Source organism: Pseudomonas sp. GD04091, from assembly GCF_029836165.1.
GTDB lineage: Bacteria > Pseudomonadota > Gammaproteobacteria > Pseudomonadales > Pseudomonadaceae > Aquipseudomonas.
Map to the genome: position 1 here is coordinate 118,168 of NZ_JAOEBG010000002.1, position 22,702 is coordinate 140,869.

General features: G+C 66.8%; 21 protein-coding genes and 1 riboswitch. Of the genes, 11 read left to right on the forward strand and 10 right to left on the reverse strand.

Translation table 11 applies throughout. The features are described from left to right. The first annotated feature begins 51 nt into the window (after window positions 1-51). Window positions 52-257, forward strand: a riboswitch (cobalamin riboswitch). Between the two features lie 112 nt (window positions 258-369). From N7422_RS03530 to N7422_RS03560, 7 genes are all read left to right on the forward strand, one after another. Further along, entirely contained in the window at window positions 370-2,499 is a 2,130-nt protein-coding gene (locus N7422_RS03530) for a TonB-dependent receptor (RefSeq protein WP_279805226.1), read from the forward strand. A 187-nt stretch (window positions 2,500-2,686) separates the two neighbouring features. Beyond that, a complete protein-coding gene (gene yghU / locus N7422_RS03535; protein WP_279805227.1) occupies window positions 2,687-3,526 on the forward strand; it encodes a glutathione-dependent disulfide-bond oxidoreductase in 840 nt (279 codons plus the stop codon). Window positions 3,527-3,674: 148 nt separating this feature from the next. After that, window positions 3,675-5,378, forward strand: coding sequence for an amidase (locus tag N7422_RS03540; protein ID WP_279805228.1), 1,704 nt, complete (start codon window positions 3,675-3,677; stop codon window positions 5,376-5,378). A gap of 128 nt (window positions 5,379-5,506) precedes the next feature. After that, window positions 5,507-6,193 carry a PAS domain-containing protein gene (locus tag N7422_RS03545; RefSeq protein WP_279805230.1) on the forward strand — a complete coding sequence of 229 codons (687 nt, stop codon included), beginning with the start codon at window positions 5,507-5,509 and terminating at the stop codon, window positions 6,191-6,193. Between the two features lie 14 nt (window positions 6,194-6,207). Continuing rightward, the gene (locus tag N7422_RS03550; RefSeq protein WP_279805231.1) at window positions 6,208-7,122 is read left to right on the forward strand and encodes a pyridoxal-phosphate dependent enzyme; all 915 of its coding nucleotides are present in this window, start codon (window positions 6,208-6,210) and stop codon (window positions 7,120-7,122) included. 89 nt (window positions 7,123-7,211) lie between these two features. Further along, window positions 7,212-7,826 (forward strand): TetR family transcriptional regulator C-terminal domain-containing protein, encoded by a 615-nt coding sequence (locus N7422_RS03555; RefSeq protein WP_279805232.1) that lies wholly within the window; start codon window positions 7,212-7,214, stop codon window positions 7,824-7,826. A gap of 52 nt (window positions 7,827-7,878) precedes the next feature. Beyond that, window positions 7,879-8,544, forward strand: coding sequence for a M24 family metallopeptidase (locus tag N7422_RS03560; RefSeq protein WP_279805233.1), 666 nt, complete (start codon window positions 7,879-7,881; stop codon window positions 8,542-8,544). Window positions 8,545-8,556: 12 nt separating this feature from the next. Here the strand turns inward: N7422_RS03560 and N7422_RS03565 are convergent, their stop codons facing one another. Continuing rightward, the gene (locus N7422_RS03565; protein ID WP_279805234.1) at window positions 8,557-9,456 is read right to left on the reverse strand and encodes a LysR family transcriptional regulator; all 900 of its coding nucleotides are present in this window, start codon (window positions 9,454-9,456) and stop codon (window positions 8,557-8,559) included. Between the two features lie 111 nt (window positions 9,457-9,567). On the opposite strand from N7422_RS03565, the gene N7422_RS03570 reads away from it, so the two are divergent. Beyond that, window positions 9,568-9,957: a RidA family protein gene (locus tag N7422_RS03570; protein ID WP_279805235.1), complete on the forward strand. Its 390-nt coding sequence runs from the start codon at window positions 9,568-9,570 to the stop codon at window positions 9,955-9,957. Here the strand turns inward: N7422_RS03570 and N7422_RS03575 are convergent. Then, window positions 9,938-10,423 (reverse strand): metallophosphoesterase family protein, encoded by a 486-nt coding sequence (locus N7422_RS03575; RefSeq protein WP_279805236.1) that lies wholly within the window; start codon window positions 10,421-10,423, stop codon window positions 9,938-9,940. The genes N7422_RS03570 and N7422_RS03575 overlap by 20 nt on opposite strands. A 261-nt stretch (window positions 10,424-10,684) precedes the next feature. Here N7422_RS03575 and N7422_RS03580 point away from each other — a divergent pair, with 261 nt between their 5' ends. Continuing rightward, on the forward strand, window positions 10,685-11,782 hold the full coding sequence (locus N7422_RS03580; protein WP_279805237.1) for a carboxynorspermidine decarboxylase: 1,098 nt from the start codon (window positions 10,685-10,687) through the stop codon (window positions 11,780-11,782). Window positions 11,783-11,812: 30 nt separating this feature from the next. Then, the gene (locus N7422_RS03585) at window positions 11,813-13,057 is read left to right on the forward strand and encodes a saccharopine dehydrogenase family protein (RefSeq protein ID WP_279805238.1); all 1,245 of its coding nucleotides are present in this window, start codon (window positions 11,813-11,815) and stop codon (window positions 13,055-13,057) included. A gap of 69 nt (window positions 13,058-13,126) precedes the next feature. Here the strand turns inward: N7422_RS03585 and N7422_RS03590 are convergent, their stop codons facing one another. Further along, on the reverse strand, window positions 13,127-14,173 hold the full coding sequence (locus N7422_RS03590) for a class I SAM-dependent methyltransferase (protein WP_279805245.1): 1,047 nt from the start codon (window positions 14,171-14,173) through the stop codon (window positions 13,127-13,129). 193 nt (window positions 14,174-14,366) lie between these two features. Here N7422_RS03590 and N7422_RS03595 point away from each other — a divergent pair, with 193 nt between their 5' ends. Then, window positions 14,367-14,855: a signal peptidase II gene (locus N7422_RS03595; RefSeq protein WP_279805246.1), complete on the forward strand. Its 489-nt coding sequence runs from the start codon at window positions 14,367-14,369 to the stop codon at window positions 14,853-14,855. Between the two features lie 38 nt (window positions 14,856-14,893). Here N7422_RS03595 and gspF read toward each other — a convergent pair whose 3' ends face one another. Genes gspF through gspG form a run of 7 tightly spaced genes read right to left on the reverse strand, consistent with a single transcriptional unit; the run spans window position 14,894 to window position 22,699 of the window. Next, window positions 14,894-16,096, reverse strand: a complete 1,203-nt coding sequence (gene gspF, locus N7422_RS03600) for a type II secretion system inner membrane protein GspF (RefSeq protein ID WP_279805248.1) — start codon at window positions 16,094-16,096, stop codon at window positions 14,894-14,896. Beyond that, window positions 16,096-17,517, reverse strand: coding sequence for a type II secretion system ATPase GspE (gene gspE / locus N7422_RS03605; RefSeq protein ID WP_279805249.1), 1,422 nt, complete (start codon window positions 17,515-17,517; stop codon window positions 16,096-16,098). Before gspE ends, gspF begins: the two co-directional genes overlap by 1 nt. Next, on the reverse strand, window positions 17,514-19,889 hold the full coding sequence (gene gspD, locus N7422_RS03610) for a type II secretion system secretin GspD (protein ID WP_279805251.1): 2,376 nt from the start codon (window positions 19,887-19,889) through the stop codon (window positions 17,514-17,516). Before gspD ends, gspE begins: the two co-directional genes overlap by 4 nt. Then, window positions 19,886-20,395 (reverse strand): type II secretion system protein GspM, encoded by a 510-nt coding sequence (gspM, locus tag N7422_RS03615; RefSeq protein ID WP_279805253.1) that lies wholly within the window; start codon window positions 20,393-20,395, stop codon window positions 19,886-19,888. Before gspM ends, gspD begins: the two co-directional genes overlap by 4 nt. Then, window positions 20,385-21,305: a GspL/Epsl periplasmic domain-containing protein gene (locus N7422_RS03620; RefSeq protein WP_279805254.1), complete on the reverse strand. Its 921-nt coding sequence runs from the start codon at window positions 21,303-21,305 to the stop codon at window positions 20,385-20,387. Before N7422_RS03620 ends, gspM begins: the two co-directional genes overlap by 11 nt. Continuing rightward, entirely contained in the window at window positions 21,302-22,228 is a 927-nt protein-coding gene (gene gspK, locus N7422_RS03625) for a type II secretion system minor pseudopilin GspK (RefSeq protein ID WP_279805255.1), read from the reverse strand. Before gspK ends, N7422_RS03620 begins: the two co-directional genes overlap by 4 nt. A 24-nt stretch (window positions 22,229-22,252) precedes the next feature. After that, entirely contained in the window at window positions 22,253-22,699 is a 447-nt protein-coding gene (gspG, locus tag N7422_RS03630; RefSeq protein WP_279805256.1) for a type II secretion system major pseudopilin GspG, read from the reverse strand. Between the last annotated feature and the right edge of the window lie 3 nt (window positions 22,700-22,702).

Below are 22,702 nucleotides of genomic sequence, written 5' to 3' on the forward strand. Positions count from 1 at the left end.
ACAGTTGTTCCGGCCCACTCGAACGATTGACTCCCCCGCCATTCGATGGTCAGATGCGCGCCAGTTTCAGGTGTCCTGCGCCGCCGCGCGCAGGGTGAAACGGGAAGCCGGTGCGTCGTTGTCACGACTAGTCCGGCGCTGCCCCCGCAACGGTAAGCGAGCGAGCCCTTCGACAGACCACTGTGCGCATGCATGGGAAGGTGAAGGCCTCATGACCCTCGCAAGCCCGGAGACCGGCCTGATGCTTCACTTGGCAACCCGCGGTGGGCGGGCGCAGGCCGGTATTCGCGCGCGCGCCTGCGTGCGTGGGTCGCTCGTCCATGCGTTGTTTCCACCGGGATCCATTCATTCCTGCAGCAGTGGAACGACATGTCCCGATACAACAAGCTTCACACCCTGGCGGCCTGCCTGGCCGTCTCCCTGCCGGCACTGGCCGACGAGCACGAGGGCAGCGCCCTCACCCTGCCCTCCACGGCGATCACCGACACCCGCGACCAGGCAGCCATCGACCTGGCCACCCCGACCCAGGCCGGTTCGCGGCTGAACCTCAGCGCCCTGGAAACCCCGGCCAGCACCAGCAGCATCACCGCCGAACAGATCCTGCAACGCAACAACCTGACCGTGCAGGACGCCGTCACCCGCTCGCCGGGCATCACCTTCATCGGCACCCCGGGCAACGGCGGCACCGCCCTCTCCGCCCGCGGCTTCACCGGGCACAGCTCGGTCATGACCCTGTTCGATGGCGCGCGCCTGTACACCGGAGCCGGCACCCAGAGCTTCCCGGTCGATCCATGGATGGTCGAGCGCATCGACGTGATCCGTGGCCCCGCCTCGGTGCTGTATGGCGAGGGCGCCACCGGCGCGGTGGTCAATGTCATCCCGAAAAAACCCTTCGCCGGCGAGATCCGCAACCATGTGCGCCTCGGCTACGGCTCCTGGGACCGCCAGCAACTGGGCCTGGACAGCGGTGGCAGCCTGAGCGAGCGCCTCAGCTACCGCGTCACCCTGAACAAGCAGGAAGGCAACGGCTACGTCGACCGCACCGACTCGCGCAGCCTGGCCCTCAGCGCCGCGCTGCGTTTCGACGCCAGCGACGACCTGAGCTTCACCCTTGCCCACGAGCGAGGCGACGCACAGCCGACCAACTATTTCGGCACCCCGTTGATCGACGGCCATCTGCGCGACAGCCTGAGCAAGAAGAACTACAACGTGCGCAACGACGTGCAGCGCTACCACGACGAATGGACGCGCTTCAACACCGACTGGGTCATCAGCGACAACGTCAGCGCCAGCAACCAGCTGTACTACATCAAGAGCCGCCGTCACTGGCGCAACGCCGAGGATTACACCTGGCAGCCGGATACAGGTTTGCTACAACGTGGCAGCTACCTGGAGATCAAGCACAACCAGGAGCAGATCGGCGACCGCCAGAGTTTCACCTTCGACCACACGCTGTTCGGCTTGCGCAGCAAGACCGTGGTCGGCGCGGAGTACAATCGGATCCGCTTCAACGTCGACAGCAACTCGCCCTATATCGATGCCGAGCCGGGCGACTACATCGACCCCTGGCAACCGGCGCCCGGCGGGTTCCACAGTGACTCGCCGCTGAAACCTCAGACCCTGTCCACCACCCGCACCTTCGCGCTGTTCGCCGAGAACCGCACCGAACTGACGGACCGCCTGTCGCTGGTCACCGGCGTGCGCCGGGACCAGAACCACATCGAGCGCGACAACCTGGTCAGCGACACCCGCAACGACCGCAGCTTGCCAGGCGGCAACTGGCGGGTCGGCCTGGTCTACGCCCTGACCGACGACCTGTCGCTCTACGGCCAGTACTCCACCAGCGAAGACGGCGTCAGCAATCTGGTCAGCCTGAGCCCGACGCAGATGAACTACGACCTGACCGAGGCGAAGCAGACCGAGTTCGGCGTCAAGCAGCGCTTCTGGGAAGGCCGTGGTGAATGGACCCTGGCGGCCTACCACATCGTCAAGAAGAAACTGCTGGTCTATGACCCGGTATCCAAGCTCCAGCAGCAGGCCGGCCAGCAGACTTCCGATGGCCTGGAGGCCACGCTGGAGCTGGCGCTGGGCAACCAGTGGCAGCTGTCCGCCAACGCCGCGCTGGTGCGGGCGGAGTACGACGAGTACCTGCAGAGCACCTCCCAGGGCGTGATGGACCGCGCCGGCAATCGCCCGGCCAACGTCCCGCGGCGCACCGCCAACCTGTGGCTGAGCAAAGGCTTCGGGCAGACCGTCGACGCCGGCATCGGCCTGCGTTATGTGGACCAACGCTATGCCGATGTCGCCAACAGCCAGCAGGTGCCCGGCTACACCGTGGTCGACGCCAACCTTGGCTGGCAGGTGCTGCCGGACGTGCGCCTGGGCCTGCAGGTGAACAATCTGCTCGATCGCCAGTACGTGGCGTCGGCGCACAGCGGTGAGCAGTGGCTGCTGGGCACGCCACGCTCGTACTTCGCCACCCTCGACTACAGCTTCTGAACCACGGCTGGCGCGGCACTGGATAAACGCCGCGCCAGCTGCTCGAGCACGATGGCACGCGCCGGTAAAGCCGTTGCCTTCGATATCAGTTATGCATTGAATGCATTTGTCTGCGACGCCGAACCCATGGCATGAATGCGTGTCCACGCCTTTACGTGACCGCATTCCGATCCAGGAGATTCCGCGCATGAGCAAGCCCCCCTACACCCCGCCCAAGGTCTGGACCTTGGAGGCGCCTTCCGGCGGCCAGTTCGCCAGCATCAACCGCCCGGTCGCCGGGCCCACCCACGACAAGGCCCTGCCGGTGGGCAAACAGCCGTTGCAGCTGTACTCCCTGGCCACGCCCAACGGCGTCAAGGTGACCATCCTGCTCGAAGAACTGCTGGCGCTGGGGCATGCCGGCGCCGAATACGACGCCTGGCTGATCCGCATTGGCGAGGGTGACCAGTTCGGCAGTGGCTTCGTCGACGTCAACCCGAACTCGAAGATCCCGGCCCTGCTCGATCGCAGTGTCGAACCGCCGGTGCGGGTATTCGAATCCGGCTCGATCCTGCTCTACCTCGCGCAGAAGTTCGACGCCTTCCTGCCCAAGGCGCCGGCCGCGCGTACCGAGAGCCTGAACTGGCTGTTCTGGCAGATGGGCTCGGCGCCCTACCTGGGCGGCGGTTTCGGCCACTTCTACGTGTACGCGCCGGAAAAGTTCGAGTACGCCATCAACCGCTTCACCATGGAAGCCAAGCGTCAGCTCGACGTGCTCGACCGTCGCCTGGCCGAAAGCGCCTACCTCGGTGGCGACGAGTACAGCATTGCCGACATTGCCGTGTGGCCGTGGTATGGCCAGCTGGTCCGCGGCAACCTGTATGGCGCGGCGGAGTTCCTCGCGGTGCATGAATACCCGCATGTGCAGCGTTGGGCACAAACCATCGCCCAGCGCCCGGCGGTACAGCGCGGCACCCGGGTCAACCGGACCTGGGGCGATGAGGCGAGCCAGGTGCCGGAGCGGCATTGCGCGGCCGATCTGGCTTGACCTCCTCGCGGGAGCGACGGTGCGTCGCTCCCGCAACGTTTTGCCCCGCTGCAACGAAGCATTTCCCCACTGCATGCCTGCGCCCCTCGGGACCTTCTTGCTACACTCGCCGCCATGATTTTTCCACCTGCACAACTGTGGTGACAGCATGATCGAGGTAACCGAGGTTTCCATTGCCGAGCTGCGCGACGCGCTCGAATCCGGCCGCACGACCGCCGTCGAGCTGGTCAAGGCCTACCTGGCGCGCATCGACGCCTACGATGGCAAGAACACCGCCACCGCACTCAATGCCGTGGTCGTTCGCAACCCTGAAGCACTCGAGGAAGCCGAGGCTTCCGACGCCCGCCGCGCCCGTGGCCAGACCCTCGGCCCGCTGGATGGCATCCCCTACACCGCCAAGGACAGCTACCTGGTCAAGGGCCTGACCGCTGCCTCCGGCAGCCCGGCGTTCAAGGACCTGGTCGCCCAGCGCGATGCCTTCACCGTCGAGCGCCTGCGCGCCGGCGGCGCAATCTGCCTGGGCAAGACCAACATGCCGCCCATGGCCAACGGGGGCATGCAGCGTGGCGTCTACGGCCGCGCCGAGAGCCCGTACAACGCCGACTACCTGACCGCGCCGTTCGCCTCGGGCTCGTCCAACGGCGCCGGGACCGCCACCGCCGCCAGCTACAGCGCCTTCGGCCTGGCCGAGGAAACCTGGTCCAGCGGCCGCGGCCCGGCGTCGAACAACGGCCTGTGCGCCTATACTCCGTCGCGCGGGGTGATCTCGGTGCGCGGCAACTGGCCGCTGACGCCGACCATGGACGTGGTGGTGCCCTACGCCCGGACCATGGCCGACCTGCTGGAAATCCTCGACGTGGTGGTCGCCGACGACGCCGACACCCGCGGCGACCTGTGGCGCCTGCAGCCATGGGTGCCGATCCCGGCCGCCTCCAGCGTGCGCCCGGCCTCGTACCTGGACCTGGCCGTGGGCGCCGACTCGCTCAAGGGCAAGCGTTTCGGCGTGCCGCGCATGTACATCAACGCCGATGCCGAAGCTGGCACCTCGGAAAAGCCCGGCATAGGCGGCCCCACCGGCCAGCGCATCAACACCCGCGCCAGCGTCATCGACCTGTGGAAGCAGGCGCGCCAGGCCCTGGAAGCGGCCGGCGCCGAAGTGGTCGAAACCGATTTCCCGTTGGTGTCCAACTGCGAGGGCGACCGCCCGGGCGCGCCCACCGTGTTCAATCGAGGCATCGTCAGCAAGGAGTTCCTGCACGATGAGCTGTGGGAACTGTCCGGCTGGGCCTTCGACGATTTCCTGCGCGCCAACGGCGACCCGCAGCTCAACCGCCTGGCCGACGTCGACGGTCCGCGGATCTTCCCCCACGACCCGGGCACCCTGCCCAACCGTGAAGACGATCTGGCCGCCGGCATGGACGAATACGTCAACATGGCCAAGCGCGGCCTGAAGACCTGGGACCAGATCGCCACCGTGCCGGATGGCCTGCGCGGGCTGGAGCAGACCCGCAAGCTCGACCTGGAAGACTGGATGGACGCTCAAGGCCTGGACGCGGTGCTGTTCCCTACCGTGGCCGATGTCGGCCCGGCGGATGCCGACGTCAACCCCGAGTCGGCGGACATCGCCTGGAGCAACGGCATCTGGGTGGCCAACGGCAACCTGGCGATCCGTCACCTGGGCGTGCCGACCGTGACCGTGCCGATGGGCGTGATGGCCGACATCGGCATGCCGGTCGGCCTGACCTTCGCCGGCAAGGCCTACAGCGACAACAATCTGTTGAAATTCGCCGCCGCCTTCGAGTCGACCGGCTCGCGCCGCATGATCCCGCCACGCACGCCGAAACTGGGCTGATCGCAGGAGCGACTGCGGGAGCGGCGCAAGGCCGCTCCTGCAGAGATCGTGGGCATGACACGCATCGGCGTGGAAAAATTCAACAAGGCATGTAAAAATCAACTAAATGTTGATTCGATACGGCCCGCATGACCACCTCGCAAGAACGCCAGCTCACCCTCACCGTCCTCAAGGCCGCCCTGCAGGCCCTGGCCAGCGTTGCCCCGCGCAATGTCGAAATCCTCCTGCACGACCTCGATCACCCCGAACATTCGGTGGTGGCCATCGCCAATGGTCACCTGTCGGGACGCCAGGTCGGCAGCCCGATCCTCGCCGCCCCCGAACAGGACCAGGGTTTCAAGGCGCTGATGCAGGCCTCGGCCGACCAGCAAGGCTGCGAACCGGTGGTGCTGCCCGACTACCCCACCACGCTCAAGGGCCGCTCCCTGCGCAGTGCCACGGCGATCTTTCGCGACAGCGCGGGCCAGCCCTTCGCCAGCCTGTGCGTGAACACCGACGTCACCGGCCTCGACGCGGCCATGGCGTTTCTCCAGCATTTCCAACCCCTGGGCGCCACGCCGACAGCCAGCGGCGAGCCGGCCGACATGGCCGTACTGATGGCCGAGATCATCCAGGGCGCGCTGCAACGCAGCGGCCAGGGACGGATGAGCAAGCAGGCCAAGGTCGACGCCGTGCGGGTGATGCAGGAGCGTGGCCTGTTCATCGTCAAGGGCGGCGTCGAGAAGGCCGCCCAAGCCCTGGGCGTGACCCGCTACACCATCTACAACTACCTGGAACAGCTGCGGGGCGAGAGCTCCCCGGCCCCACACCCATGATCCCGGAGCCCGCCATGCCGTTGCACATTTCTACCCCGCTTTTCGAGTCCCGCCCCTTGTCGCTGAGCGCCGGCCGCCCGGTCTGGCTCAAGCTCGAAGCCCTGCAGCCCTGCGGCTCGTTCAAGCTGCGCGGTGTCGGCCACGCTTGCGAAGTGCACCATGCCCGGGGTGCCCGGCACTTCGTTTCATCGTCCGGTGGCAATGCCGGGCTGGCGGTGGCCTATGCCGGGCGCAAGCTGGGCGTGCCGGTGACCGTGGTGGTGCCCGAGACCACCACCGAGCGGGCCAAGGAATTGCTGCGCCTGGAAGACGCCTGCGTGGTCGTGCACGGCGGCTCCTGGCAGGAAGCCAATGCGCACGCGCAGACCCTCATCGCAGCGGGTGATGCGTTCATCCACCCGTTCGACGACCCGCTGCTGTGGGCCGGCCACGCGAGCATGATCGACGAGGTGGCCCAGGCAGGCTTCAAGCCCGATGCGGTGCTGTTGTCGGTTGGCGGCGGCGGCCTGTTGTGTGGCGTGGTCGAAGGCCTGCGGCGCAATGGCTGGCAGGATGTTCCGGTGCTGGCGGTGGAAACCGCAGGCGCGGCGTCGCTGCACGCGGCCATGGCGGCCGGACACACCGTGGAGTTGCCAGGCATCACCTCGGTGGCCACCTCGCTTGGGGCCAAGCGAGTGGCGGAACAGGCCTTGGCCTGTACGCGACAGCACCCGGTGCTCAGCCACCTGGTCAGCGATCGCGAGGCGCTCGATGCCTGCGAACGGCTGCTACGCGACCATCGGCTGCTGGTGGAGCCGGCCTGCGGGGCTGCGCTGGCGCTGCTCGAACACCCTGACGCACTGGCGGCCTACGGCAATGTCCTGGTGATCGTCTGCGGCGGAGCGACCGCCACGCTGGAGCAGCTGCGCGCCTGGCGCGAAACCTGTTGATTCGACACCGGCCCTGTAGGCGCAGGTGTCGGCAAGTGATCTGACGCTATATACTTTTGAATATATCGATTCAGAAGTACGCTCTTGCCATGCCCAGTATCCGTGACCGCAATCTGCAACTGATCCTCACTGCCGCCAGCGAAGAGTTCGCCCTCCACGGTTTCGTCGCCGCCCGGGTCGATGACATCGCCGCCCGTGCGGGCCTGCCCAGGGCCAACGTGTTCTACTACTTTCGCAACAAGCGCCTGCTCTATACGGCCGTGCTCGACCTGGTGATGGAGCCCCTGCTGCGCGCCACGCGCAGCCTGGTGCCGGACGCCCACCCCGAACAGGCCCTGCCCCGCTACTTCAAGGCCAAGGCCGAAGTAGCCCGCCAGCACCCCGGCGCCGTGCGCGTCTGGCTCAAGGAGATGCTGCATGGCGCCCAGCAACTGCCGGGCGAACGCGCCGAGCTTCTGCGCCTGGGCGCCAGGCAGACCCTGGCCTGCCTGGCGCAGTGGATGGAGCGCGGGCTGATCGTGCAGGCCGCGCCCGAGCATCTGCTACTGTTCCTCTGGTCCACTTCCCTGGCAAGCTTCCGCTTCGCAAGCGCGCCGGGCAACTCGGGAAAGATCAAGCCTTCCCGCGCCGCCAGCCAAGCCCAGGCCGACATGCTCCTGCGCGCCCTGCGCCCGGAGCCCTGTTCATTGGACAGGACAGCCTGAACGCTATATCAAGAAAAATACAACGATTAGCCTATCGACAAGGAGTATCGCCATGACCCCGGCCAACGCCGCCAAGGAAGCCGTAGGCGCCCCCTACCAGCTGGCACTGATGAAGCACGCCCAGCGCATGACCTGGGAAGCCGTCGAACGGATCGCCCAAGGCATCCACCCCGGCATGCGTGAGTCGCAGGCCCGGGAGCTGAGCCAGCAAGTGCTGGTCGAACTGGGCATGCAGCGCATCTGGCACCCCACCCACATCCGCTTCGGCAGCAATACGCTGAAGACCTTCAAGGAGCGCTCCGAAGGCGATCCGGTGCTGGGCGAGAACGATATCTACTTCATCGACATGGGCGTGGTCTGGGAAGGCCACGAAGGCGATGCCGGCACGACGTTCGTCACAGGCAACGACCCGCAGATGAAAGCCTGCGCCGCCGCGGCGAAGACCCTGTTCGATGAGGTGCAGGCCCGTTGGCGCCAACAAGGCACGAGCGGCGTGGCGCTGTACGACTTCGCCGCCGAACGTGCGCGCAACATGGGCTGGACGCTCAACCTGGACATCAAGGGCCATCGCGTCAGCGACTTCCCCCACGCCATCTACCGTGCCGGAAACCTGGGCGCTTTCGAGGAGCAACCCAGCGAGGGATTGTGGATCCTGGAGATCCAGATCGCCCATCCCCAATTGCCCTATGGCGCCTTCCACGAGGACCTGCTGGCCTGACCCGCCGACGTCTCAGAGCCTGGCCGCCACCTCGGCCACCCAATCGATGAATACCCGCAGGCGCGCGCCCACATGGCGGCTCGGCGGGTAGGCGACGAACAACGGCATCGGCGTCAGCTGCCAATCCTCGAACAGACGCACCAAACTGCCCCTGGCCACCTCCTCGCGGGCCATGTAATCCGGCAGCCAGAGCACACCGAGCCCGGCCAGGCCGGCCGCGAGATAGGCATTGCCGTCGTCCACCGTCAGCACCGGGCGGCCCTGCACCTGCAAGCGCTCAGCCCCGCGCTCCAGGTTCAGGGGCATGGGCTTGCCGGTACGCGCCCAGAGAAATCCCACCACATGGTGCGTCGGCCCCTCCAGCTCGCGAGGCTGGGCGGGGGTGCCGACACGTTGCAGATAGGCCGGCGCGGCATACACGCCCAACCTCAGATCGGCCACCCGCCGCGCCATCAGCGACTGGTCGAGCAATTCGCCGCCACGCACCACGCAGTCGACATGCTCGCCGATGATGTCGACCATGCGATCGCTGACGCCCAGTTCGATCTGGATATCGGGGTAGCGCGCATGAAAGTCCGCCAGCGCGGGCACCAGCACCAGGCGGGCCAGCGGGCTCGGCACATCGACCCTGAGCTTGCCACGCGGCCTCAGCGCCGCCTCGCCAAGGCTGGCTTCGGCATCTTCGAGATCGGCCAGCAGACGCTGCACCCGCAGGTAGAACTGCTCGCCATCGTTGGTCACGCTCACCCGCCGGGTGGTGCGATTGAGCAGGCGTACCCGCAGACGTGCCTCCAGTTGCTGGACCAGCTGGGTGACGCTGGTGCGGCTGATGCCCAAGGTCTCGGCGGCCTTGGTGAAACTGCCTGTCTCCACCACCCGGGCGAAGGCGCGCATGGCGTCGAAGCGGTCCATCGGTATCTCCAATTGTTTGCCCAAGGCAAACGATCTTAACCCTGATTGGCTGATTATCAGGGCACGAAGGCTAGATACAGTGCGGCCATCCCCACAACGAAGGACGCCCTCATGACTCGACGCGACGTGATCTTCCCGCCCGGCCGCCAGGCACTCTACGAGCGCAACCGTTATTCACCCGCGATCCGCGCCAATGGCCTGCTGTTCGTCTCCGGCCAGGTCGGCAGCCGCGAGGACGGCTCGCCGGAACCCGAGCTCGAGGCCCAGGTGCACAGGGCCTTCGCCAACCTCGAAGCGATCCTGCGCGAAGCCGGTTGCCGTTTCGACGACGTGCAGGATGTGACGGTGTTCATGGTCGATCCGCAATCCACGTTCGACACCATCTGGCAGGTGGTCCCGCAATACTGGGGCGACGCGCCGCATCCGACACTGACAGCGGTTGGGGTGACCTGGCTCTACGGTTTCGATTTCGAGATCAAGGTCATCGCGAAGTTGCCTTGACCTGTGCGGGGGCGAGCAGCGGGACGATCTCGGCACGCAGCCCATCCGCATCGACCTCGATCAGCGCCAGGGTCACCGGCAGGCTGAAACGCCGGGGCCCGGCGCTACCCGGGTTGAGATAGAGGCGTCCTTCGCGGCGCTCGATCAGCGGCTTGTGCGAGTGGCCGGTGATCACCACCTGCACCTGTGGGTCGAGATGGGCCGGCACATCGGCCAGGTCGTGCACCAGCAGCACCTGCCAGCCCTGCACATCGAACCGCAGCACGTCCGCCAGGCCCGCCGCCCACGGCAGCGCCAGGTCATTGTTGCCACGCACCACCCGCAGGGGTGCGACCGTCCCAAGCGCGTCCAGCACGTGTGGCTTGCCGATGTCACCGGCATGCACGACCAGCGCGCAGCCCTCGAGCGCCACCAGCGCCTCGGGACGCATCAGCCCGTGGGTATCGGCTATCACCCCTACTCTCATGCCCTGCTCCTTTGCCATATAGGCCACCTGCCGGCGCCGATTGGAACCGTCATATTCTTCTGCTCAACTGGCCTGGTTGGAAACAACTCCGGCCGACTGCCCGGGACCCGCACCAGGGTGGGTGCGCACCGATCTTCCCACGCCTGTGCCGACAGGTACCCGCGCGACTCGGACGAAATGCGCCTCGCGCCCTTTCGTAGCGCGGCAAGTGAAGGCACAATGCGTGTCCTTTTTTTGGCCGGCCTGGCCGGGGGCCTTTAAATGATCAAGACGCCGTACTACCTCATCGATAAAACCAAGCTGCTGGGCAACATGGAGAAGATCGCCTACGTGCGCGAACACTCCGGTGCCAAGGCCCTGCTCGCCCTCAAGTGCTTCGCCACCTGGTCGGTGTTCGACCTGATGCAGCAGTACATGGATGGCACCACTTCGTCCTCGCTGTACGAGCTCAAGCTCGGCCGCCAGAAGTTCGCGGGCGAGACCCACGCCTACAGCGTGGCCTGGGCCGACGATGAAGTCGAAGAGATGCTCGAGAACTGCGACAAGATCATCTTCAACTCCATCGGCCAGCTGCAGCGCTTCGCCGAACAGTCCGCCGGCAAGGTCCGCGGCCTGCGCGTCAACCCGCAGGTGAGCAGCTCCGACTACCTGCTGGCCGACCCGGCCCGCCCGTTCAGCCGCCTGGGCGAATGGGACCCGGCGAAGATCGAAACCGTGATCGAGCAGATCTCCGGCTTCATGTTCCACAACAACTGCGAGAACGGCGACTTCGGTCTGTTCGACAAGATGCTCTCGCACATCGAGGAACGCTTCGGCCACCTGCTGCACAAGGTCGAGTGGGTCAGCCTTGGCGGCGGCATCCACTTCACCGGTGAAGACTACGCTCTGGACGCGTTCTGCGCGCGCCTGAAGCACTTCTCCAAAAAGTACGGCGTACAGGTTTACCTGGAGCCGGGCGAAGCGGCGATCACCAACAGCGCCTCGCTGGAAGTCACCGTGCTCGACACCCTGTTCAACGGCAAGCACCTGGCCGTGGTCGACAGCTCGATCGAAGCGCACATGCTCGACCTGCTGATCTACCGCCTCAATGCCAAGATGGCGCCCAACGCCGGCGACCACACCTACATGGTCTGCGGCAAGTCGTGCCTGGCCGGCGATATCTTCGGCGAGTATCAGTTCGACAAGCCGCTGCAGATCGGTGACCGCCTGTCGTTCGTCGACGCCGCCGGTTACACCATGGTCAAGAAAAACTGGTTCAACGGTCTGAAGATGCCATCGATCGTGATCAAGCAGCTCGACGGCAGCGTCGAGGTGGTCCGCGAGTTCGGTTTCGAAGACTACGTTTCGAGCCTGTCGTAAGACGGGCTTTCATGAAGGAGAAAAGCTGAATTGAAGAAGAACGTTCTTATCATTGGTGCAGGAGGTGTCGCCAAGGTGGTGGCCCACAAGTGCGCACAGCATAACGACGAACTGGGTCGTATTGCGATTGCGTCACGGAACATCTCCAAATGCCAGGCCATCATCGACAGCGTCAAGGCCAAGGGTAGCCTCAAGGTACCCGCCGACATCCAGGCCTTCTCGCTCAATGCCCTCGATGTCGAGGCGACCAAGGCACTGATCCGCGAGACCGAATCGCAGATCGTGATCAACGTTGGCTCCGCCTTCCTCAACATGTCGGTGCTGCGTGCCTGCATCGATACCGGTGTCGCCTACCTGGACACCGCCATTCACGAAGAACCGGGCAAGATCTGCGAAACCCCGCCCTGGTATGGCAACTACGAGTGGAAACACCTCGAGGAATGCCAGCAGAAGAACATTACCGCCATTCTCGGTGTCGGCTTCGACCCGGGTGTGGTCAACAGCTACGCGAAACTCGCGCAGCAGCAGTATTTCGACCGCATTGACTCGATCGACATCCTCGACGTCAATGCCGGTTCCCACGGCAAGTACTTCGCCACCAACTTCGACCCGGAAATCAACTTCCGCGAGTTCACCGGGCAAGTGTGGAGCTGGCAGAACAGCCAGTGGACCAGCAATACCATGTTCGAGGTCAAGCGCACCGACGACCTGCCGGTGGTGGGTTCGCAGAACCTCTACCTCACCGGCCACGACGAAGTGCACTCGATTTCGAAGAACCTGAACGTGCCGAACGTGCGCTTCTGGATGAGCTTCGGCGAACACTACATCAACGTGTTCACCGTGCTGAAGAACCTCGGCCTGCTCTCCGAGCAACCGGTCAGGACCGCCGAAGGCCTGGAAGTGGTACCACTGAAAGTGGTCAAGGCCGTACTGCCTGATCCAGCCTCCCTGGCCCCGGGCTACACGGGCAAGACCTGCATCGGTGACCTGGTCAAGGGCAGCAAGGACGGCCAGCCGCGCGAAGTGTTCATCTACAACGTGGCAGATCACGAAGAAGCCTACGCCGAGACCGACAGCCAGGGCATTTCCTACACCGCAGGCGTGCCTCCGGTGGCCGCCGCGCTGCTGGTCGCCCGTGGCGAGTGGGACGCCGGCCGCATGGTCAACGTCGAGGAGCTGCCGGCCGAGCCGTTCCTCAAGGCGCTGGACGTGATGGGCCTGCCGACCCGCGTCAAGGATGAAAAAGGCGATCGTCCGTGGGACGCTGAAGCCTGAGTTGCACGACGAAGGGGCGCCAGATGGCGCCCCTTCTGTTTGTGCGAGAGGGCCATCACAGGCAGATCGCTACTTCCTGGCCTCCAGTATCAGGTTGAACGGTGTCTGCGTCGCCCTGCGAAACCGTCTGAACCCTGCCTCTTCGAACACCGCCCGCAACCGCGCCTCCCCTGCCTGCGCCCCCAGTCCCAGCCCCACTTCCTGAGACAGCGAATTCGGCGTGCAGATGAAGGTGGACGCCGCATAGAACAGCCTGCCGACCGGATTGATGTTGGCATCCAGCGTATCTTCGGCAAACGGTTCCACCAGCATCACCGTGCCGTCGTCCTTGAGTGCCCGATAGGCATGTCGCGCCGCCCCGACCGGATCGCCCATGTCGTGCAGGCAGTCGAAGAAACACACCAGGTCCAGGTCGCGGCCGGGATAGTCCTTGGCCGAGGCCTGCTGGAAGCTGACCCGGTCGGCGACCCCCGCATCGCGGGCCCGCTCGGTGGCGGTGAGCACCGACGGAGCGTGGTAGTCGTAGCCAGTAAATTGCGAGGCTGGGAACGCCTCGGCCATGACGATGGTCGAGGCACCATGGCCACAACCGACATCGGCCACCAGGGCGCCGGCCTGCAGTTTGGCCACCACGCCCTCCAGGGCCGGCAGCCAGTCGGCCACCAGGAAGGTCCGGTAACCCGGCCTGAAGAAACGCTCGGTACCACTGAACATGCAGGGATGATGATCGCCCCAGGCGAGTGCGCCGTTGCCGCGCATGGCCGCGACCAGCTTGTCCTTGTCATGGAACAGCGCCGCCAGCACCGAGGCGCCGCCGGCCATATAGACCGGGGAATCCTCCAGGGCCAGTGTCATGGCCTGCTCCTCGGGCAGGGTGAACTGTCCATCACGATGCACCAGATAACCCGCCGCCGCCTGGCCATTGAGCCACTCACGCACCAGCCGTGGCTGGCAGCCGGTGCGTTCGGCCAGTACCTCGGGCGTGATCGGCTGGCTGTCGGCCATGGCCCGGTACAGCCCGAGCTCATCCCCAAGGATGACATTGGCCAGCGTCGCCGCCGCGCCCATGTCGCCCACCAGCTTGCCCATGAATTCGTGAAGCCGTGCCTCGTCCATGACCTGCCCTCCTCTCGCCAGAAGGCCACCGTCGGCGACGTCAGGTCCAGAGGCGGTGGTCGGATGGATGATCGGACCGCTTTGAAGCCGGTCCAGGCTTTAAGTCTAGACCCGCCTGCGCTATCTTCGCCGCGCTGCCGGCAGCCCCGCCAATACCGGACGGCCGCACCCGTGCAGCGAAGGAATTGCCTGCATGCTCTCCAGCCGTACCCTTGTCCTGATCCTCGGCGTCGCTTTCATCATGCTCGACCAGTGGGTGAAACTGATCGCCCTGGTCGCCCTGAACAACCACAGCTATGTCTTCGGCAACCAGATGGTCTGGCTCGACCTGGCCCTGAGCCTGAACCCGGGCGCGTTCCTCAGCCTCGGCGCCAGTCTGTCGCCGGGCCTCAAGCAACTGATCTTCGTGGCGGCGGTGGGTGTGGCGTGCTGCTGGGCGGTGACCTGGGCGCTCAGGCACTGGCAGGCGACACCGGTGAGGGCCGGCGCGGCCTACTTCATCGCCATGGGCGGTCTGGCCAACCTGATCGACCGCGTGCTGCGCGACGGTCATGTGGTCGACTACCTCGTCCTCAACCTGGGCCCATTGCATACCGGCGTCTTCAACCTCGCCGACATCGCGATCATGGCAGGTGCCCTGATCCTGGTGCTGGGTGCCCTGAAAAAACCGACAGAGATCTGAAGCCCGCCCTGGCAGGCTTTCGGGCGCCTGGGCGCAGGTCACTGCACCAGCTGGTTGATCTCGATGATCGGCATCAGCACCGCCATGACGATCAGCAGCACCACCCCACCCATGACCACGATCATCAGCGGCTCAAGCAGCGCGGTCATGCCCATCGCCCGCCGCTCGATGTCCTTGGCCAAGCTGTCGGCGGCGCGGTCAAGCATCGGCGGCAGGTTGCCGGTCTTCTCGCCGCTGGCGATCAGGTGGATGAGCAGCGGCGGAAAGACCTTCTCCAGCGCCAGCGCCGAAGCCAGCCCGGCGCCCTCACGCACCCGGGCGGTGGCTTCACTGACGCACTGGTCGAGGCGGTCGTTGCCCAGGGTCTGACGCGCCGCCTCCAACGCCCGCAGCAGCGGCACGCCGGCGCTGCCGAGAATCGCCAGGGTAGACGCGAAACGCGCGGTGTTCAGGCCCAGCACGAAGCGCCCGAACAGTGGCAGGCGCAGGATCCGCCCATGCCAGGCCAGGCGCGCCGCCGGGGCACGCAGGTAGATCCGCCAGCCCCACAACGCTGCGGCCATCACAACGAAGCACAGCACCCCCCACTCGCGCACGAAGTCGCTGGCGCCGAGCATGGCCAAGGTCAGCCCGGGCAGGTCCTGGCGCGCCTGGGTGAAGGCGCTGACCACCTGCGGCACCACGTAGCTGAGCAGGAAGATGACGATGCCCACCGACACCAGGCCAACCACGCCGGGATAGATGAAGGCCGTGAGGATCTTGCCGCGCAGGGTGTTGCGGTCCTCGATGTAGTCGGCCAGGCGCTCCATCACCTGGGCCAGGTCGCCGGACTCCTCGCCCGCCGCCACCAGCGCCCGGTAGATGTCGGGAAAGTCACGCGGCCGCTCGGCCAGCGCATCGGCCAGGCGCATGCCGCTGCGCACATCGGCGCGCACCGCCCCGAGTACCTGGGCGACATGCTTGCGCTCGGACTGCTCCAGGGTCGCGCCCAGCGCCGCCTCCAGCGGCAGGCCGGCGGCCAGCAGGCTGGCCAGCTGGCGCGTGGCCCAGGCCAGGTCGCCATCGGACAGTTTCGGGCTGAACAGGCCAACACCCTGCCCGGCCGCCTGGACCTCGACCTCGAGCGCGGTCAGACCTAGGAGGCGCAACTGGACCATCGCCGCCCCCGGGCTGTCGGCCTCGAGCAGGCCATTGACGATGCGCCCCTGGGCATCGGCGGCTTCGTAGCGATAGCGATTCATCAGGCGTCCCTTGTCACACGCAGGATTTCTTCGAGGCAAGTGCTGCCACTGTCGACCCAGCGCTGGCCGTCCTCGCGCATGCTGCGCATGCCATTGCGCCGGGCCGCGGCGCGCAGGGCCTGTTCGTCGGCGCCCTGGTGGACCAGGCTGCGCACCTCGTCATCCACGCAGAACAGTTCGTGGATGCCGGTGCGGCCGCTGTAGCCGCACTGGTTGCAGTGCGCGCAACCCACCGCCCGATACTGCCCGGGCGCGGTCGGGTCGGGTTCGCGGCAGTGCGGGCACAAGCGCCGCACCAGGCGCTGGGCCAGCACCCCGAGCAGCGCCGAGGCCAGCAGGAACGGCTCGACCCCCATGTCGACCAGGCGGTTGACCGCCGACACCGCGTCGTTGGTGTGCAAGGTGGCGAGCACCAGGTGGCCGGTCAGTGAGGCCTGCACGGCGATCTGCGCGGTCTCCAGGTCGCGGATCTCGCCGATCATGATCACGTCCGGGTCCTGGCGCAGGATCGCGCGCAGGGCCACGGCAAAGCTCATGTCGATGCGCGAATTGACCTGGATCTGACTGATCCCCGGCAGGTCGTACTCCACCGGGTCCTCGACGGTAAGAATGTTGCTGACGCTGGCGTCCAGCCGCGCCAGGGCGGCATACAGGCTGGTGGTCTTGCCCGAGCCGGTGGGGCCGGTGACCAGCACGATACCGTGGGGCTGGCGAATCAGCTGGTCGAGCCGCGCCAGCAGCGTCGCGTCCATGCCCAGGGCCTCCAGGCGCAGGCGCCCGGCCTGCTTGTCCAGCAAGCGCATCACCACCCGCTCGCCATGCCCGGTGGGCACCGTCGAGACACGAATATCGATGGGCCGCCCGGCCACACGCAAGGCGATGCGACCGTCCTGGGGCAGGCGCTTCTCGGCGATGTCCAGCTGCGCCATGATCTTGATCCGCGACACCAGCGCGCCATGCAGCGCCTTGCGCGGAGAGACCACATCGCGCAGGGTGCCGTCGACCCGGTAGCGCACCAGGCAGTGGCTCTCGAACGGCTCGATATGGATATCGCTGGCCTGGTCCCGCGCCGCCTGGGTGAGCAAGGCGTTGATCATGCGAATCACCGGGGCGTCGTCCTGGGCCTCGAGCAGGTCGGTGACCTCCGGGATGTCCTGCAGCAGGCGGTCGAGATCGACCTCGTTCTCCGCCGCGCCCACCACGGCCGCGGCGCTGCCGGTATCGGCGTAGGCGCTGACCAGCAAGGCGTCCATCCGCGCCTCGTCGAGCGCCTCGACGCGCACCTGGCCATGCCGCCGGCGCACCTCGGCCAGCGCCCAGGCGGGGCTTGACGGGCACCGCGAAAGCAGCGCCCCATCCTCGCCGTGCACCTGCAACACCAGGCGCTGGGCCTTGGCCCAGGCGTATGGCAGGCGACTCACCGGGCGGCCTCGTCGACCGGCACCGCGCGGATCGATGCCCGCGGCGTGCCCAGCACCGCCGGCTGGGCGCGACCTTGGCCGGGCACACCCTGCTCGGCCGGCGGCAGCAACGGCATGTCCATGTCCGGCAAGGCCCAGGAATGTTCGGGCTTGAGGTTGCCCTGGGCGCGGCGAATGAAGTCGTAGCGGTTGAGGGTGATGCTGCGCCCGACAGCGGCGTCGCGCACGATGTACGGGCGCAGGAATACCATCAGGTTGGTCTTGGTGCTGGCCCGGCGCTCGCTGCGAAACAGCGCGCCGACGCCCGGCAGTCCGGAGAGCCACGGAATGCCCTCGTTGCTCTGGGTATAGCCGTCCTGCAGCAGGCCGCCGAGGACCATGATCTGGCCATCGTCGAGCAGGATGCTGGTGTCGATGGCGCGCTTGTTGGTCACCGTGCCGGCAGCGCCGGAGGCGCGCTGGTCGACGCTGCTGACCTCCTGATAGACATCGAGCTTGACCGTGCCGCCCTCGGAGATCTGCGGGCGCACGTTCAGGCGCAGCCCCACTTCCTCGCGCTGGATGGTCTGGAACGGGTTGTTGCTGTTGCCGCCGCCATCGGTGACGTACTGGCCGCTGACGAAGGGGATGGTCTGGCCGACGAAGATGCTCGCGGCCTCGTTGTCCAGGGTCAGCAGGTTGGGCGTCGACAGCACGTTGCTGCCGCCCTTGCTCTTGAGCGCGCGAGCCAGGACCTTGAGGTCGAGCACTTCGCCGATGCCCGGGATCGTCACGCTGCCATCGACCACCCCCACCGACAGCCCCGGCGGCAGCACATCGATACTGCTCGGCCCCTTGACCAGCCCGCTGCCACCGAGGTTGGCGCCACCGAACACACCGTTCTTGCCCAGGTTGCCGGCCTGCCACTGGATACCGAATTCGTTGGCGTCATCCTCTCCCACTTCGACGATCAAGCTTTCCACCACCACTTGGGCACGGCGCTGGTCGAGCTGGTCGATGACCTCGCGCAGGCTGCGGTACAGCGGCTCGGGCGCGGAAATCAGCAAGGTGTTGGTGGTCTTGTCGGCCTGGATGGTCGCGCCGCCGGCGGAAAACGCCGTGCCCTGGTCGTTCTGCGATTGAGCGTTGCCGTAGCCGTTCGGCGTGCTGCCGGCGCCCAGGCCATTGCCACGGTTCGAGCTGGCGCTGGCGCCGCTGCCGGTGCCGGCACTGTTGGCCGGTGTGGTCGTGCTGTTGCCAGAACTGCCGCTGCCGCCTGTGAGCATGCCGCCGCCACTGAGCATCGCCCGGGTGCCATCAGTGCCGGCACTGTCGCTTTCGCCGGTCAGCAGCCCACGCAGGCTCTGCGCCAGCTTGTCGGCCTGGGCGTTGCGCAGGTACACCACATGCAGGTTGCCAGCGCTGTTCTGGGCGTTGTCGAGCTTGTAGATCAGGTCTCGGGCCAGCTGGGTGCGTTCGGGGCTGCCGGAACGGATCACCACGCTGTTCGAGCGCGGATCGCCGAGCACGCTGATCTTCTGCGTCGGGTCGCTGCCCTGGCTGTCGAGCAGCTCATTGACCATGCTGGCGATATCGCTGGCGATGCCGTTCTGGATCGCCACCACATCGGTGTCGATGGCACTGGGGATATCGACGCGGTCGAGAATCTGCGCCACCCGCTCGAGGTTCTCGGCGTAATCGGTGACGACGATGGTGTTGTTGCCCGGATAGGCGTTGATCGGGTTGTCGGGCGAGACGATCGGACGCAGCACCGGGATCAGGTTGACGGCGTTCTCGTACTGCAGGCGGAAGGTACGGGTGACCATGCCGTTGCCGGCATCGCGATCGCCACTCACCAGCGCGCCGCCCAACAGCTTGGCATCGGCCTGCGGCACCACCTGGGCCACCCCGCCCACATCGACCACGCTGAAGCCTTGCATGCGCAGGGCCGACAGCAGCATGGCGTAGGCCTTGCTCGCAGGCACCTCGCCTTCGGAGACCAGGGTCAACTGGCCCTTTACCCTGGGGTCGACCAGGAACTGCCGTCCGGTGGCCCGGGACAGACCACGCACCACCGCCTGGATGTCGGCGTCGACGAAATTCAGTTGCACCGGCTGCTCACCCAGCGGATTGATCGGCACCGCAGCCTGCACGCCACGGCTGTGGCGTTGCCCGACCCGGGGCGGCAACGGGCGAGATGCCGGTCGTGCACCGGCGCCGACCTGGACAGGGTGATCCGGCGTGGCTGCCAACGTCCGCGCCTCGGCCAGGGGCCGGCCCAGCTCGCTGCTGGCCAGGGGTTTGTGCGGGGCCGGCGGACTGGCGCAGGCGCCAAGCGCCAGGGCCAGCGCCAAGGGCGCGAACGGCAGCAGTCGTGAGGGAAGGCAGGTCATGAAGGGTCCTTAGCGCCAGGCGCCTGATCCATGCGAAGGGTTCCGGAAAACGTCACGGGGCTGGCGGACTCGGCGTCCGGGTCCCGGCGCAGGTCGAGCCGGCCGATGCTCAGCCCAAGCCGGGGTGGCACACGCTGCAGCCAAGCCATGGCAGCTTCGGCCGGGGCCTGCTGCCAGCTCAGCCAGCGGGCCTCGCCCTCGACGCGGAGCCGGGAATGGGCCTGCAGACCAGCGTCATCCAGGCTGCGCTGCAACGCTTCGTCGAGATCGGTGGGCCGCGCCGCCAGACGCGGGGCCAGCAGCGTATCGAGGGTCTGGGCCTGGCTGCGTAACCGAGGCGTTTCGGCCTGCCAGTGCTCGATCCTGGCCAGCGCCGGCGCAATGAGCACCTGCCAGCCGAACAGCACGGCGAGCAACGCACCGGCCGCGCCCACCGCTCGCCGCTCACGCGGGGCCAGGGCTCGCCAGCGTTGCCGGGCCGCGCCCAGGTTGGCCTTAATCGACATGGGCCAGTTCCTCGCTCGCCGCGCTGGACGCGCGCAAGGTCCAGCCCTGCCCGCTGGCCTGGGCGTCGATGCCGCGGGCGGCGAGGTCGGCCTGCCAGGCGCTGTCGGCGGGGGCCTTGCCACCCTCGGCCAATGGCGTGATACGCAGCACGCCGTCCTGATAGGTCATTGCCGCGACATTGCCTGCCAGGAACGGCATGACCCGACCGGCACCGTCGAGCAACGCGCCCAACCCCGTCGTCGTGGTGACCGATCCGTTCTGTAGTTGCTGGCGGGCCTGCTGCAACGGATTGAGCACCACCGGCAACTGTGGGAAGGCTTCGCGTACCTGGGCGACCATCCGCGAGCGCAGCGCCTCGCCCTCGCTGGCCAGCTGCGCGGCGTAAAGGTTCAGGCCCAGGCACCAGATCAGCGCCGCCGCGCTCCAGATCGCCACCGTGCGCGTCCAGTCCAGCGGTTTTGCCGGTGCTTGCAGGCCGCCGCTCAGGTCAGGCGGCGCCAGCGCCTCGGCCGGTTGCGCGAACAGACCGCTCAGACGGATCTTGTCGGCCTGCAACCAGGCCTGCAACTGCGCCAGTTGCGCCAACCCCAGCCAGGCCACGGCCACCCGACCATCGGCTTGCCGGGCGCCGTGGGCGACATGGACCTGCCCGCTGTCCCCCAGCAGCAACCCCTGCACCGCGCAGCGTACGGCGGCCTCCAGGCGTTTGCCGGTCAGCGGCGGCAATGCGATGGCCAGAGCCAGGCTGTCGTCTTCATGCAGGTGCAGGCGCCAGGTGGCACCCCTGGCCTGTGCGGCCAGCTGCGCACGCGTTGCCTGGCCATGGTGTTCGCCGTGGTGGTAGTCGAGGAGCGATGCCGCCTCCAGCGTTGCCAGCGGCGGCAGTCGAATCTGCAGCGTCGTGCTCATGTGCCCACCCGTGTCCAGATCACATCCGGCAACTGCCCCTCGCGCAGGCGCAGCAACGCTTGCATGGACAGCACGCGCGCGCCCTGGCGCGCCTGGCCGTGCAGGCGGAACCAGTCGCTGTTGATCCCCACCCGCACATTGGCCATGGCCAACTGCGGCATGCGCAGGCGATTGACGAAGTCGCCACGATTGACGAACCAGCGCCCGGCATCGCGTTCGGCGACCAGCGCCGCGGCCTGCTGCAACGGCAGGCCCGGCACCTGGGCCGCCAGGACTTCGGCGCTGGCGGTGTTGCCATTGACCCAGGTAAGCGCTGGCAGCACGGTCACGAAATGGCGCAGACGCCGCAGGATCTCGGCATCCATGCCCTTGAGCGCCGCCAGGGCATCCAGGTCGCGCAGCATCGGACGCCTGGCGGGCAGCGGCGCGGCGGCCGACGGAGAAGTCAGGCGGCCGCTGTCGAAGCCCTGACGGACGGCGGCGGCAACCACCGGACGCTGCGGGTAGCTGTCGATCACCTGCCCGGCAATCGCCGATGCCAGGCGCTCGTCGATGCCGATCAGCCGGCACAGGCGCTGGAAGGTGGCCAATGCCTCGCCATCGACCAGGCCATCGACCACCAGGTTGCGCAAGTTGAACTTGCCCTGCTCGTCTTCCAATTGCCCGTCGAACAGCACCCCGCCCGACGGTACATCGAGGATCGGCCGCGCCCACGGTTGGCCGATGCGTACCAGCGGATCGCGCTGGCGCTGCTCGAACAGGCGCTGGCGGCTAAGCTGCACGCCACCTTCCAGTGCCCATCGACCCTGCAGCGCCAACTGGCGATTCTCCACCTGCCGGGTGAACAGCCCCTGGCGCTCGATCATGCCGGCGGCGATCACCGCCACCACCGCCGCGATCAACAAGGCGCTGATCACTGCCATGCCCTCCTGGCGCGCCATGGCCGATCACAACTGCCACGAGCCGATATCGCTGTTCACCCCTTCTCCACCGGGCTGGCCGTCGGCACCCAGGGAAAACACATCGATCTCACCGTTGGCACCCGGGTTCAAGTACTGGTACGGGCGGCCCCAGGGGTCGTTGGGCAAGCGATCGAGGTAGGCGCGCCATTGACCATCCTTGGCCTGCGCCGGCTTTTCCACCAGCACCTTCAGGCCTTGGTTCTGGCTCGGATAGCCACCGTTGTCCAACCGGTAGAGCTTGAGCGCCTGCATCAACCCGGCGATGTCCTGGCGCGCCGCCGTGGCGCGGGCCTGGTCGGGGCGGTCGAGCACCTTGGGCACGACCATCGCCGCGAGGATGCCGAGAATCACCACCACCACCATGATCTCGATCAGGGTGAAGCCTTGCTGGCGGCTACGGCGACCTGCGGCGCTGCGACGGGCGATCTGCATCTC

Coding starts and splice junctions, on each gene's coding strand:
- N7422_RS03530 (WP_279805226.1), top strand. CDS start 370: ATGTCCCGATACAACAAGCTTCACACCCTGGCGGCCTGCCTGGCCGTC.
- yghU (WP_279805227.1), top strand. CDS start 2,687: ATGAGCAAGCCCCCCTACACCCCGCCCAAGGTCTGGACCTTGGAGGCG.
- N7422_RS03540 (WP_279805228.1), top strand. CDS start 3,675: ATGATCGAGGTAACCGAGGTTTCCATTGCCGAGCTGCGCGACGCGCTC.
- N7422_RS03545 (WP_279805230.1), top strand. CDS start 5,507: ATGACCACCTCGCAAGAACGCCAGCTCACCCTCACCGTCCTCAAGGCC.
- N7422_RS03550 (WP_279805231.1), top strand. CDS start 6,208: ATGCCGTTGCACATTTCTACCCCGCTTTTCGAGTCCCGCCCCTTGTCG.
- N7422_RS03555 (WP_279805232.1), top strand. CDS start 7,212: ATGCCCAGTATCCGTGACCGCAATCTGCAACTGATCCTCACTGCCGCC.
- N7422_RS03560 (WP_279805233.1), top strand. CDS start 7,879: ATGACCCCGGCCAACGCCGCCAAGGAAGCCGTAGGCGCCCCCTACCAG.
- N7422_RS03565 (WP_279805234.1), bottom strand. CDS start 9,456: ATGGACCGCTTCGACGCCATGCGCGCCTTCGCCCGGGTGGTGGAGACA.
- N7422_RS03570 (WP_279805235.1), top strand. CDS start 9,568: ATGACTCGACGCGACGTGATCTTCCCGCCCGGCCGCCAGGCACTCTAC.
- N7422_RS03575 (WP_279805236.1), bottom strand. CDS start 10,423: ATGAGAGTAGGGGTGATAGCCGATACCCACGGGCTGATGCGTCCCGAG.
- N7422_RS03580 (WP_279805237.1), top strand. CDS start 10,685: ATGATCAAGACGCCGTACTACCTCATCGATAAAACCAAGCTGCTGGGC.
- N7422_RS03590 (WP_279805245.1), bottom strand. CDS start 14,173: ATGGACGAGGCACGGCTTCACGAATTCATGGGCAAGCTGGTGGGCGAC.
- N7422_RS03595 (WP_279805246.1), top strand. CDS start 14,367: ATGCTCTCCAGCCGTACCCTTGTCCTGATCCTCGGCGTCGCTTTCATC.
- gspF (WP_279805248.1), bottom strand. CDS start 16,096: ATGAATCGCTATCGCTACGAAGCCGCCGATGCCCAGGGGCGCATCGTC.
- gspD (WP_279805251.1), bottom strand. CDS start 19,889: ATGACCTGCCTTCCCTCACGACTGCTGCCGTTCGCGCCCTTGGCGCTG.
- gspM (WP_279805253.1), bottom strand. CDS start 20,395: ATGTCGATTAAGGCCAACCTGGGCGCGGCCCGGCAACGCTGGCGAGCC.
- N7422_RS03620 (WP_279805254.1), bottom strand. CDS start 21,305: ATGAGCACGACGCTGCAGATTCGACTGCCGCCGCTGGCAACGCTGGAG.
- gspK (WP_279805255.1), bottom strand. CDS start 22,228: ATGGCAGTGATCAGCGCCTTGTTGATCGCGGCGGTGGTGGCGGTGATC.
- gspG (WP_279805256.1), bottom strand. CDS start 22,699: ATGCAGATCGCCCGTCGCAGCGCCGCAGGTCGCCGTAGCCGCCAGCAA.